The 11148-nt window shown below is 39.8% G+C and carries 9 protein-coding genes, 17 tRNA genes, 1 rRNA gene and 2 pseudogenes; 2 read left to right on the top strand and 27 right to left on the bottom strand.

Going from position 1 to position 11148, the window contains the following annotated elements:
* Positions 1-453 precede the first annotated feature (453 nt).
* From AC1FXZ_RS21740 to AC1FXZ_RS21720, 5 genes are all read right to left on the bottom strand, one after another.
* Positions 454-597: an antitoxin VbhA family protein gene (locus tag AC1FXZ_RS21740; RefSeq protein ID WP_480057555.1), complete on the bottom strand. Its 144-nt coding sequence runs from the start codon at positions 595-597 to the stop codon at positions 454-456.
* A gap of 100 nt (positions 598-697) precedes the next feature.
* Positions 698-1699, bottom strand: coding sequence for a Gfo/Idh/MocA family protein (locus tag AC1FXZ_RS21735; RefSeq protein ID WP_480057553.1), 1002 nt, complete (start codon positions 1697-1699; stop codon positions 698-700).
* Positions 1700-1736: 37 nt separating this feature from the next.
* Positions 1737-1976, bottom strand: a complete 240-nt coding sequence (locus tag AC1FXZ_RS21730; RefSeq protein ID WP_480057551.1) for a hypothetical protein — start codon at positions 1974-1976, stop codon at positions 1737-1739.
* Between the two features lie 309 nt (positions 1977-2285).
* Positions 2286-2744: a spore coat protein GerQ gene (gene gerQ, locus AC1FXZ_RS21725; protein WP_480057549.1), complete on the bottom strand. Its 459-nt coding sequence runs from the start codon at positions 2742-2744 to the stop codon at positions 2286-2288.
* 22 nt (positions 2745-2766) lie between these two features.
* Positions 2767-3243: a cell wall hydrolase gene (locus AC1FXZ_RS21720; protein ID WP_480057547.1), complete on the bottom strand. Its 477-nt coding sequence runs from the start codon at positions 3241-3243 to the stop codon at positions 2767-2769.
* Positions 3244-3706: 463 nt separating this feature from the next.
* On the opposite strand from AC1FXZ_RS21720, the gene AC1FXZ_RS21715 reads away from it, so the two are divergent.
* Positions 3707-5266 (top strand): BCCT family transporter, encoded by a 1560-nt coding sequence (locus AC1FXZ_RS21715; RefSeq protein WP_480057545.1) that lies wholly within the window; start codon positions 3707-3709, stop codon positions 5264-5266.
* Between the two features lie 116 nt (positions 5267-5382).
* Here AC1FXZ_RS21715 and AC1FXZ_RS21710 read toward each other — a convergent pair.
* Positions 5383-5530 (bottom strand): annotated as a pseudogene (locus tag AC1FXZ_RS21710) (tyrosine--tRNA ligase); the annotation flags it as partial.
* A 137-nt stretch (positions 5531-5667) separates the two neighbouring features.
* On the bottom strand, positions 5668-6045 hold the full coding sequence (locus AC1FXZ_RS21705; RefSeq protein ID WP_480057543.1) for a DUF1761 domain-containing protein: 378 nt from the start codon (positions 6043-6045) through the stop codon (positions 5668-5670).
* A 172-nt stretch (positions 6046-6217) separates the two neighbouring features.
* On the opposite strand from AC1FXZ_RS21705, the gene AC1FXZ_RS21700 reads away from it, so the two are divergent.
* Entirely contained in the window at positions 6218-6892 is a 675-nt protein-coding gene (locus AC1FXZ_RS21700; RefSeq protein WP_480057541.1) for a hypothetical protein, read from the top strand.
* Here AC1FXZ_RS21700 and AC1FXZ_RS21695 read toward each other — a convergent pair.
* The 20 genes and pseudogenes from AC1FXZ_RS21695 to rrf all read right to left on the bottom strand — a co-directional run.
* Positions 6889-7118: pseudogene (locus AC1FXZ_RS21695) on the bottom strand (IS3 family transposase); the annotation flags it as partial. The gene AC1FXZ_RS21700 and the pseudogene AC1FXZ_RS21695 sit on opposite strands and share 4 nt — an antisense overlap.
* A 369-nt stretch (positions 7119-7487) precedes the next feature.
* Entirely contained in the window at positions 7488-8480 is a 993-nt protein-coding gene (locus AC1FXZ_RS21690) for an alpha/beta hydrolase fold domain-containing protein (protein WP_480057539.1), read from the bottom strand.
* Between the two features lie 919 nt (positions 8481-9399).
* A tRNA-Leu gene (locus AC1FXZ_RS21685) sits at positions 9400-9484 on the bottom strand.
* Positions 9485-9491: 7 nt separating this feature from the next.
* Positions 9492-9568 (bottom strand) — tRNA-Arg (locus AC1FXZ_RS21680).
* A gap of 26 nt (positions 9569-9594) precedes the next feature.
* Positions 9595-9680: transfer RNA gene (locus tag AC1FXZ_RS21675), tRNA-Leu, on the bottom strand.
* A gap of 19 nt (positions 9681-9699) precedes the next feature.
* Positions 9700-9774: transfer RNA gene (locus AC1FXZ_RS21670), tRNA-Cys, on the bottom strand.
* Positions 9775-9783: 9 nt separating this feature from the next.
* A tRNA-Gly gene (locus AC1FXZ_RS21665) sits at positions 9784-9858 on the bottom strand.
* Positions 9859-9860: 2 nt separating this feature from the next.
* Positions 9861-9935: transfer RNA gene (locus tag AC1FXZ_RS21660), tRNA-Gln, on the bottom strand.
* A 23-nt stretch (positions 9936-9958) separates the two neighbouring features.
* Positions 9959-10034: transfer RNA gene (locus AC1FXZ_RS21655), tRNA-His, on the bottom strand.
* 19 nt (positions 10035-10053) lie between these two features.
* Positions 10054-10127: transfer RNA gene (locus AC1FXZ_RS21650), tRNA-Trp, on the bottom strand.
* A 9-nt stretch (positions 10128-10136) separates the two neighbouring features.
* Positions 10137-10221: transfer RNA gene (locus tag AC1FXZ_RS21645), tRNA-Tyr, on the bottom strand.
* An 82-nt stretch (positions 10222-10303) separates the two neighbouring features.
* A tRNA-Thr gene (locus AC1FXZ_RS21640) sits at positions 10304-10376 on the bottom strand.
* A 4-nt stretch (positions 10377-10380) separates the two neighbouring features.
* Positions 10381-10456: transfer RNA gene (locus tag AC1FXZ_RS21635), tRNA-Phe, on the bottom strand.
* A gap of 22 nt (positions 10457-10478) precedes the next feature.
* A tRNA-Asp gene (locus AC1FXZ_RS21630) sits at positions 10479-10555 on the bottom strand.
* Positions 10556-10564: 9 nt separating this feature from the next.
* Positions 10565-10638 (bottom strand) — tRNA-Met (locus tag AC1FXZ_RS21625).
* 33 nt (positions 10639-10671) lie between these two features.
* A tRNA-Val gene (locus tag AC1FXZ_RS21620) sits at positions 10672-10747 on the bottom strand.
* 15 nt (positions 10748-10762) lie between these two features.
* Positions 10763-10837: transfer RNA gene (locus AC1FXZ_RS21615), tRNA-Glu, on the bottom strand.
* Between the two features lie 16 nt (positions 10838-10853).
* A tRNA-Ser gene (locus AC1FXZ_RS21610) sits at positions 10854-10947 on the bottom strand.
* A gap of 3 nt (positions 10948-10950) precedes the next feature.
* Positions 10951-11025: transfer RNA gene (locus AC1FXZ_RS21605), tRNA-Asn, on the bottom strand.
* A 5-nt stretch (positions 11026-11030) separates the two neighbouring features.
* Positions 11031-11146: ribosomal RNA gene (gene rrf, locus AC1FXZ_RS21600) — 5S ribosomal RNA — on the bottom strand.
* Positions 11147-11148: the final 2 nt, after the last annotated feature.

Genomic DNA, 11148 nt, shown 5'->3' with positions numbered 1-11148 from the left:
ATAATTCGGATGAAATTTGCCCTATCGGGTAAATTTCTACGTTGGGATTTTCTTGAAAATCCCTGAGATATCATGTATCTCTATTTCGCTTGGCTTTTGTTCAGTTTTCAAAGAACTCTTTAATCGCTGTTTCATCAGCGACATTTATAATCATAACACAATACTCTGTTCTGCGCAATAACTTTTTGAAAATTATTTTCGCAACTCGTTACGAACCAACCTGCCGTTCGTAGCGACAAGAATTAATATATCACAATAAATAATTCTGCGCAATACTTAATTTAGAATTATTTTTTTGTGGCTAGGTTTAATAATCTATCATAAGACAATACGAAGATCAACTATAAATTTCAACTTCTATTATATTACTACCACAACAGAACAAATAACGTACAAGAAGCTACATTATAAGGAAGTACACGCCAAAGACTATGCTCTATTGTCTTTAAGTCTTCACTTTTCATACGCTCTTTCCAAAGCAATTTTTAAAAACTCCTCCTCACTTATTTCTCCATTAAGCTTAGAACGAACGATTTCAACAAGTTCTTCTGAAATTTCAAAACCCGAAAGCTCCATCGAAGCTTTAGCGTTACACATCGATTTTTCAACCGCTTAATCACCAACATCTAGACTTCATACTTAGCCACAAAACAAAAGCCAAAGACAAGACCTTTGACTTTTAAATATAATTAGACCCCTATAAACGAACAATCATATTCTTCCGTATTGATTCAAGACACGATTCTAAAGCTTTCATATTATGAATTGACTGTTCGCCACTATAGACAGGGGCTTGTTCATTTAATATGCAATCAGAAAAATGTTCAACTTGAAGGGTGTATTGATCTCCATTTAACAATTCTTTTCGGACTTCACCATGCTGATCTGTGATCAAAACCTCTCCTTTTCCTTCTTGAACATCTGGTCGAAACGCAGCTGGAACTTCAATCTTTCCTTTTGTTCCAACGACAACGTATCGATTTTCAAAAGGCTGTTGGAAACTACAATCAAAGCTTGCTATAACCCCATCTTTAAACGTCAAAATACCTGAAGTCGTCAAATCAACACCTAATTCATTAGAAAGGTCACCTGAAGCATAAACTTGAACCGGTTCCTCACCTAAAATGTAGCGGCTCGCATGAATACAGTAACACCCGACATCATAAAGGCTCCCGCCACCCAACTCCCTTTTTAACCGAATATTCGTTGCTGTCGGGTCTAAATAAAAGGAAAAAGTGGATCGCATTAGATTGACCTCTCCAATTTCACCGCTTTGGATAATCTCTTTCACCCGTTCGTGCTGTGGATGGTACTGGTACATAAATGCTTCCATAAACAAAACATTGTTTTCCTTGCACACATCAACCATCGATTTTGTTTCCTTAGCCGTTAATGCTGCAGGCTTCTCACATAAAATGTGTTTTCCTTTTTCAGCTGCTTTCTTTACCCATACCGCATGCAGATTATTTGGCAATGGAATATAAACAGCATCAATTTCTTGATCATTTAATAGGTCCTCATAGCTTTCATAGCGCTTTTCGATTTCAAATTCATCAGCAAATTCGTTTGCTTTTTTTATATCACTGCTACTTGCAACAGCAGCCACTTCTGCATTTTTCGATCGTAGCATTGCAGGAACCACAGCCTTTCTTGCAATACCTGCTGCACCTAAAATACCCCATCTGACTAATTTACTCATTCTTTCTCTCCCTTTATTCATATAATCTATGCTTCCATCAAAGACTGTTTAAATACTTTTGTAATTGACCAATAGTTTTTTCAAAATCTAACCATGAGTACTTTTGACAAAGTTCCTCCATCCCTGGATGATCATTAAGAATGATTAGAAACGGCAATAGAAGATAATCATAGACTTTGATTTCTTTGACAGTCTCGTATAAATCTAGATAACTTCGTTTAGATATCATTGTTTTTATTGTTTGTAAATTGATAGAGTTCTTTCGCAATCTTTCCAAAAAGTACACCTGAAGTTAGTTTGATCTTTCTTGAGTATTTATCCTTCCTACAATGATTTATAAACCCTTCTAATAAGTATAGAGATTTTTTAAAATTCCTGGAGAAATAATAAATCAGCATATTGCCTCTGAACTTTTATAGATATTTTATCATAAGTTTTATTCTCTTTTACAGATTCAATCAAAGCCATATACGTGCTCTCAGCCTTACTTCCTTCGGTTAGCATAACAACAGAAACAAGACAACCTTCCTTCTCAAACCAAACAAACAAAACCCGCTCATATCGCGGGTTTTTTAAATCTACATCATCACTGCGAAATGTCCAAGGACGCCTGAATATCTGGACTAATTTCCGTGTGAGGATAGTTAATTTGTTCATCAAATTCTACCCAGTCAAGGTTTGCCATCATCAGTAGGTAGCGTTTACCGCTGGCCGGATCGCTGATAATGATATGGTCACGGCCAGCCGTTTCAACGCGCCCGTGGTAAACCATTGCATTCCATCTACTGTTTCCTCGATAAGTAAAGTAGAATGTACCAACCTTTCCTTTGTTGAAGCGCAAAATATTTTCAATAAACGATTCTTCCACCACACCTGTCGGTAGCTGCTGCCCCGTCCCCATTGGAACGACTGGCACAGAATACGCCGGTCCAGAAGGCATACCCGCCGGGAAGCCGTTTGCTTGTTGCGCGTGTTGCGCGTGACCAAATCGTGGCGTAGCAGCTGGATAAGACATTGGATAATAACTAGAGTTTCCACAAGTCATGAGAAGATCATCTCCTTATTTTTTATCTATAAAACTCTGGGCAGTAGCCCGGTACAGCGACATAGAAACAATGATTTTTGTGTGCAAATTCAAACTGGGTCATAGGGGATCTTGGCATCGTAGGGCTACAAGGATCTCGGTATGCTTGCCCCGGACTCGGATTAAAAAACCATAGATTCATTCTAGCTCGAGGATTCCTATGACCATCCAATAAATCCCTGGCCCTCTGTAGATCTTCTTCTGAGGGACGCTGCGTATACAATGCCCCATTTAACACAGGCTCGAAATGAGGAATTCCCGTTCCCGGTATCGTTTGATGGATCGCATGCCTAATATTGCGCAGGTTTCTGAAGTCCGGTTCACAATCTGCCTCGACCCGATTGGCCACAACCGTTCCTACCATTTCCATCCCTTCGGCACCCTCACCTATTGCCTCTGCCAGCATGAGCCTTGCTAACTCCTCCACGTCACGTTCAGTATGTTTGATTCGCCTACCCATTTTCTCACCCCTTTTTCGGCTTATACAGGTAACTTATTGCTTAAAGGTAACTTTGGTAGCTTGCCTATCCGCCCAAAACTTAGAAATTATTTCTAAATTGTAAGGGGCCTGTCCTTTCCCCTCGTGACGCACTCTTTCTCCTTCAATCGTTGCATTAACGTCTAACCCACTCCTATACATCATCCACATCATAAACTTCCATGAATAAAAAAAGTCGTTTGACTGTATGATGTTTTATCAATATAATATTAACCTATTAACATTCGGCTAATCAGTTTTTTTAGACGTAATTAAATGAATAGAATGGTAGGTGAAATTATCTTAGACGATTATTATAGGTGTAAAAAATATAGAAAAAGAGCAAGTGGCCCTTCCGTTCCGTAGCTTTCCTCAAAACATCAAGGAGAATCAATGGAAGATAAAAATAACGTTCTCACTTCGTTATACTTTTTGGGAGGAAAAGATGAAAACAAGAAAGAATTTGAAAACGGACTGGACTACATTTGCTGTTAGTGGAGGGTTTTTATTCCTCTTTGTCATTTTGGCATTAGTTGACATTGATAGGGTTGAAGGTTGGGTAACAGACTCCTTCAATTGGTCCGTCACATTTTTTGGTGCCTATTGGCAATTATTATTATTAGGAAATTTTGTGATCGGAATTATACTCGCTTTTTCAAAATATGGAAATTTGAAGTTGGGAAAAATGGAGAAACCTGAGAATGGGTACTTCCGTTGGATTTCTATGATTCTATGTACACTTCTAGCTAGTGGTGGTGTATTTTGGGCTGCATCAGAGCCAATCTTTCATTTTGTGACAACTCCACCGTTGTTTGCAAGTGATGGGATGACACCGCAAGAGGCAATCATACCGGCTTTATCCCAAAGCTTTGTACACTGGGGCTTCTTGGCTTGGGCGTGCTTAGGTACGTTAACTACCATTGTCCTCATGTATGCACATTATCATAAAGGATATCCACTTAAACCCCGTACAATTTTATATCCTATTTTCGGAGAGAAGATATTTAATAAAAGTATAATAGGTTCAACAGCCGATATTGTTTCAATTATTGCCGTTGCTGCAGGCACAATGGGGCCTATCGGATTTTTAGGTCTGCAAATTGGATACGGTCTTCATTTTTTATTTGATATTCCAAATACTTTAACTACGAATATTATCGTTGTTGGGGCACTAATCCTTATTGCTGCTATCTCTGTAGCGAGTGGGGTCGACAAAGGTATTCAATTCTTAAGTCGTTTAAATGTTATCTTTGTTGTCTTTTTAACAGCAATCATTCTCATTATTGGCCCAACCATGTTTTTAATAGATTCTTTTATTGGTGCTCAAGCTTTTCAATTACAGCACTTTTTAGAAATGAATTTATATCGTGTGGATCAAGCTTGGCTTGGTTATTGGACGATCTTTTTCTGGGGATGGTTCCTAGGGTATGCTCCAATGTTGGCTATTTTCATTAGTAAAATATCACGTGGTCGCACGATCAGAGAGCTTATTGTAGCCGTATCTATTATTGCTCCATTAGTTAGTAATTTCTGGTTCGCCGTTGTTGGTGGCACTGGATTATCTCATGAACTAGAGAATCCTGGCTCCATCTCAGGTCCATTAGGGGATGGTGGAATGCCCGCGACCGTAATGGCCATTATGGACCAACTACCAATGGGATTATGGTTGGCTATTGCGTTCTTAATCGTTAGCATTGTGTTTGTATCAACTACAGTTGATTCCATTTCATATACAGTAGCCGTAACCTTACAAGGTACAGATCATCCACATAAATGGATGAGAGTCTTTTGGGTCGTATTATTCGGTATCTTATCCGTAGTCCTACTAACAATTGGTGAAGGAAGTATACAGGCATTACAAAACTTTATTGTTGTAACAGCAGTACCTGTATCGATCTTGCTCCTTCCACCACTATGGAGTGCACCAAAAATTGCAAAGCAGATGGCTAAAGAACAGAATATAACCCCTTCTGTTCAATCTGTAAAAGAAAAGAAAGTAGTGTAGGTAGATAAAGACATATAAAAGCCAAACAGCTTGCAAAAGATGACCTCTGTTCAAAACAGAGGTCATCTTTTTTCATTATGAATAGTGCCTGTCACCCACGCTTTTTATCGTAAGTCAACCACTGGTATCTCATCAGGCATTGTTCCTTTTTGAAAGACTGATATAAATTGCCGCTCTGCATTTTTCTGCTGTTTCTGTTCCGTGGTACATCCTTACGATTGTTTTCCCTAAAAGCATTTTTGCATCTCTAGGATGTAACTGTCCTAATCTTCAATAATTTCTGGAGAGGACTTAAAAACAAGCTCTCTTACGTTATTAGTTATTTCTTGTATAGGCTCAGGAAACGTTTCAATTCATTTCGTGACCTCAATATTTTCTCTTGGATTCATTTTGGATTCCCACTAAATAAAAAACATCATCACAGCTCCAATGATTGTCAATGCAATCACATGATATCCTACAGCAATAACATAAATGGATACAGGTTTTTTACTATTTGTTCCTAGACCAAAAATAAAGTCTTTTGCGTAGGCAAGAGTTACTATTATCCCAACTGCCCCACCGACTAATGCTCCATCTAGTAATGTCTCCACCTGTGATAATCGAAGTACACCATATAACACCGTTGAGGTCAGTAATGTAACCAAAGTAAGAAGTCCATAATTGGGTTGTTCAGGTTTAATATTTAATAGGTCTACCCAACGGTTTCCTAACAAAGAATAATAAATCATTCCACTTACCATGTACAATACAACTCCACTTAATATGGCTAAAATCATATGACTCACTCCTTTTTTTGAAAATGGAATGGAGAATAAGATGACATCTAAGCTAAATCATCCAAAGTAATTGTACCATTTTTCACCTTGATTCGGGTGCATGGGGAAGGTTCTCTAGTTTTTTCCTTTTATCTAGTTTTCTGTTAATATTGTAACTTAGGAGTTGATTTAGATGAAAAAAATGAAGAATTTTTCACGTACAAGTTTGATAATCTTGGCACTACTAGCTGCTTGCTCAAGTGAAAAAGAAACTATGAATGAAGTGGCTGAAGCAAATGAATCCGAAGAGGAAGAAGTAGCAGTAGAAGTGGTCCAACAAGACGAAGATTCTTTATATGTTGGTACATATAGTTCATATGAAGTGTTACAAGATAATTATGGGATGGAAATAGCCGTGTTAGAAGGTTACAACGCTGATTTAAAAAACAGGATAACAATTGAAGGACCGAATAATTCATCTTTAAATGTCATGAATTATTCAGATAGAACACCTAACGACATCGCAATGTCTGTAAAGGTTCGATACGCTGATGCTATAGAGTCTGAGGAAGCAGATTTCCCATTAGCTAATGATTCAGAAGTATACGTCACTTATGTAACACATAACGATAACCTTGTTCATGTTTTTGGTATGGATTTTGGTTATGACTCTTTGTTCCGAGTTGCTATTGCGCACGAAGACAAAGACGGTGCATTTGAAGAAGATGCCATGCCTTTATTAGCAATGCTAAATTCAGTGCACATCCCAGAAGATAGTCAAGTGGCACAGTTACTACAGTTTGATGTAGATGCTGCGCTTGAAAGATTAGAAGAACAGTGGGAAGAAGAATTTGGTGAAGTTTATTAAAAATATGCGAAGACCGCCTGTTGTGATGCACAATGAGCGGGCTTTTCTCGGTATTCAACCGGGGAAAGACCTTTAAATTTTTTTTGAAAGTGGCCTTTGTTATAAAAAAAAAAGTATTCTAAATCGCTTGGTGTGCTTGATCTATTGTTTTAGGGCGTACTAAATACAGCTTCGCCGTTTTTAAACGAGAGAAGAAACATTCAATGCAGGCATTATCATGACAATGCAAAATACGGATGTAACTTATGGATTGCCAGTACATGCTCTTGTATTAATAGATTCTCATCTAGCTTTTTACGACGTATAAGATTGTTTTACGCCACTTATAGTAACCTATTTGGAGACTTCAGCTATTTCTAGGAGCCATTTAATTGGATATTAGCTTTAAAGGTTTGTCCTTTTTTTGCCATAAAAAATCCCCTTCAGATAGACTTAAGAACATAATACCATGCTCTCTTTTTTTCATGTCTACTTAAAGGGGATAATACCATTATGCACTCTTTTTTTGTAATAAATATTAATTTTCATCATCCAGATAAAGGAATACTCCTTTATCTTATCTTAAATAGGCTAAAGGGTTCTTTTCCCTTTGACCTTATCTTGCACGATTAAGAGACTTGTTGATAAATTTCTCCACGTTCTCCCATGTTGGTGCAGGTTGAACTCCAGTTCTTTCCTGTCCGCCTCTATTTGTATAAAACACGGTATACTCGCTTGCTCCCATAATATCGTTATGAGTATGTCCAGCACTAGGGACCGACGTAAACGATACCTCGTTACCAGCTGATGCTAAAGCCTCATAAAGCAAGACACTTTGTCCATGTGGAACAATTACATCATTGTAGCCGTGGAAGATGTGCATCGGTGGCATATTATCATCAATGTAAGTAATTGGGTTAGTTTTTCTCGTTAGTTCTGGATGGTCTTGAATTGGAAAGCCCATTAGTATTGACCCAAGTGCGTTTGGTGCATAATGATCCATGATAGTATATTCTTGCTCATTCATAACAAGTAAATCGACTGGTGGGAAGAATGGCACGGCTGCTTGAACTGCGCTAGAAGTCTGCACGTTTGTTTCCCCTTCTAACTGCCAAATGTTACTAGTGGTTGCTGCAATTGCAGCCGCCCAACCACCCGATGAGTTTCCTAGAATAGCAATGCGATTTGGATCAATGTTGTACTCATCGGCACTTTCACGAAGCCAACGAGTTGCTGCACGGATGTCGTGGAGCTGACCAGGAAACTGTACTTGTGTATTTGAGCGGATACTAACTCCAGAAACAGCATATCCTTTTTCGGTAAAATGGGAAACTACATCACCGGGAACAGTCTTACCTGCATCACTCATCCATGCCGAACCTGAGGTCCAAATGACAAGAGGCAACTTATTCTTCCCTGGTACATCAGGTATATAGAGATCGAGTAAGTTACCTTTTGTGTGTTCTGGGACAGGGGCAGTGTATGGGATATCTTCAATCTTTTCAACACCCTGAACGGATGCAGCATGCGTTGGAACAATTAGAGTCAACAAGATAGCAAATGTCATTGCAACGAACACGATAGACTTTAACATCTTATTTTCTTTCATTCGTTTTTCCCCTTTTCTAATTAAATTTTGACTAACAACGGTATAACAATTTTTTTAAGCTATAAGATCTAGGAAGATACCAATGTGAAATACTTTTTCCAAACTATTTTCCTCTATTTCATTTAATTCAATAGTCTTCCAGCAATAACCATCTCCTCTACTATTATTTTAATTACCACTTCTATGTGGAGTTGTAGATTGCATCACCTCCATTTAAGATTTACTGATGTGTCATAGGGCTCTCGTTAGAAGATGTGGTAGATTTACGTTTAAATCTTCAAATACTGCTTCTACAACTAGTTCAGCATCCTTTATCTCTTATAGGATTCATTGATGAATTTCCATGAAGTCGCCCCATAATCTCTGTCAGTTGGTTCTCACTAAAAATTCCCTCTCGATTCCTTCTTGCGCCATTTTTTAAGCAATTCTAGATCCCATATTACCTGCAGTTACAACCCCAACATTTGACTTAGAACCAGAAATTTCGTCATTCGTTTTCTTTCTTTTCTTCATTGAATGGATCGTTCATTCTTATTTTTGTAAAATAATAATCCTTATTTCAATCTAAAAAAATCAGTTTTGTAAGCCCTTTCATAAATAATTAAAAATTTTAAAACTATTCGTACTATTATTTTAAAAGGTTCTACTCGTAAAAGGTATATTTACTGTATAGGAATATTTACTTTTTTTCCTTTATAGCGTAGGAATGTAAACAGGTTGTCCTAATAGGTCAAAAAAGCCTAATCGTAAAACAAGCTTTTACGATTAGGGTATACTAATTCTATCTGTCCAGTTTTGGACTTAAAACATATTCTAATGTTTCTATCATCTTCCTGAAAAATAAAAAAACTCACAAACATTGATTTATCAACGTTTATGAGCTATCTGTTGGTTTTAAAATTAACGTAAAATATGTAGATGGTACCGGTGGTCGGGGTCGAACCGACACTCCAGAAGGAACACGATTTTGAGTCGTGCGCGTCTGCCAATTCCGCCACACCGGCATAAAAATGGCGCGCCCTGAGAGATTCGAACTCCCGACCTTTTGATTCGTAGTCAAACACTCTATCCAGCTGAGCTAAGGGCGCAAATATAAAGTTTATAAAATAGAAAGTGCCGAGGGCCGGACTTGAACCGGCACGATAGTCACCTACCGCAGGATTTTAAGTCCTGTGTGTCTGCCAATTCCACCACCCCGGCAAGGCAGATATAATACATATGGAGGCGGCAACCGGATTCGAACCGGTGAATAAAGGTTTTGCAGACCTTGGCCTTACCACTTGGCTATGCCGCCGTATAAAAATGGAGCGGAAGACGAGATTCGAACTCGCGACCCCCACCTTGGCAAGGTGGTGTTCTACCACTGAACTACTTCCGCATTGGCTGGGCTAGCAGGATTCGAACCTACGCATGACGGAATCAAAATCCGTTGCCTTACCGCTTGGCGATAGCCCAATGCTTAGATAATATAATTAAAATGGGGCGGCTGATGGGAATTGAACCCACGAATGCCGGAATCACAATCCGGTGCGTTAACCACTTCGCCACAACCGCCACATATTATTGAATTAATTGGCAGGGGTAGTAGGAATCGAACCCACACCGAAGGTTTTGGAGACCTTTGTTCTACCTTTAAACTATACCCCTAAAACTAAATGGTGGAGGGGGACGGATTCGAACCGCCGAACCCGGAGGGAGCGGATTTACAGTCCGCCGCGTTTAGCCACTTCGCTACCCCTCCACGAAAAATACAATACTTATTTTACACACTATGAGCTAAGTAGTCAATATGTGTTTTTACTTAATAAGTATAAAACTTACAGTGCCGGCCAGAGGACTTGAACCCCCAACCTACTGATTACAAGTCAGTTGCTCTACCAATTGAGCTAGGCCGGCAAAATGGTGGCTCAGGACGGAATCGAACCGCCGACACATGGATTTTCAGTCCATTGCTCTACCGACTGAGCTACTGAGCCATACATACTATATTAAATTAAGTGGCGGTCCGGACGGGACTCGAACCCGCGACCTCCTGCGTGACAGGCAGGCATTCTAACCAACTGAACTACCGGACCATTTTGGTATTGCGGGGGACGGATTTGAACCGCCGACCTTCGGGTTATGAGCCCGACGAGCTACCAGACTGCTCCACCCCGCGTCGTTATTAAGTAAACAGATAGTAAGATGTTTATGGTGGAGGATGACGGGATCGAACCGCCGACCCCCTGCTTGTAAGGCAGGTGCTCTCCCAGCTGAGCTAATCCTCCAGTATTGATATAAAATGGTGACCCGTACGGGATTCGAACCCGTGTTACCGCCGTGAAAGGGCGGTGTCTTAACCGCTTGACCAACGGGCCAATAGAAAAATGTACCTGGCGGAGAGCGAGGGATTCGAACCCTCGAGACGGTTTTACACCGCCTACACGATTTCCAATCGTGCTCCTTCGGCCAGCTCGGACAGCTCTCCATATGGCTCCACAGGTAGGACTCGAACCTACGACCGATCGGTTAACAGCCGATTGCTCTACCACTGAGCTACTGTGGAATAATGCCTGGCAACGTCCTACTCTCACAGGGGGAAGCCCCCAACTACCATCGGCGCAAAAGAGCTTAACGACCGTGTTCGGCATGGGAACGGGTGTGACCTCTTCGCTATCGCCACCAGACT

It is taken from the genome of Halalkalibacter sp. HAAS-P014 (assembly GCF_056619965.1).
The sequence above is the reverse complement of the archived record's forward strand: the minus strand, read 5'-3'. Positions and strand labels throughout refer to the sequence as shown.

Excerpts from the sequence above, each read along its gene's own strand:
- AC1FXZ_RS21720 (WP_480057547.1), bottom strand. The coding sequence starts at position 3,243 with ATGGGTAGGCGAATCAAACATACTGAACGTGACGTGGAGGAGTTAGCA.
- gerQ (WP_480057549.1), bottom strand. The coding sequence starts at position 2,744 with ATGACTTGTGGAAACTCTAGTTATTATCCAATGTCTTATCCAGCTGCT.
- AC1FXZ_RS21690 (WP_480057539.1), bottom strand. The coding sequence starts at position 8,480 with ATGAAAGAAAATAAGATGTTAAAGTCTATCGTGTTCGTTGCAATGACA.
- AC1FXZ_RS21735 (WP_480057553.1), bottom strand. The coding sequence starts at position 1,699 with ATGAGTAAATTAGTCAGATGGGGTATTTTAGGTGCAGCAGGTATTGCA.
- AC1FXZ_RS21705 (WP_480057543.1), bottom strand. The coding sequence starts at position 6,045 with ATGATTTTAGCCATATTAAGTGGAGTTGTATTGTACATGGTAAGTGGA.
- AC1FXZ_RS21715 (WP_480057545.1), top strand. The coding sequence starts at position 3,707 with ATGAAAACAAGAAAGAATTTGAAAACGGACTGGACTACATTTGCTGTT.
- AC1FXZ_RS21700 (WP_480057541.1), top strand. The coding sequence starts at position 6,218 with ATGAAAAAAATGAAGAATTTTTCACGTACAAGTTTGATAATCTTGGCA.
- AC1FXZ_RS21740 (WP_480057555.1), bottom strand. The coding sequence starts at position 597 with ATGTGTAACGCTAAAGCTTCGATGGAGCTTTCGGGTTTTGAAATTTCA.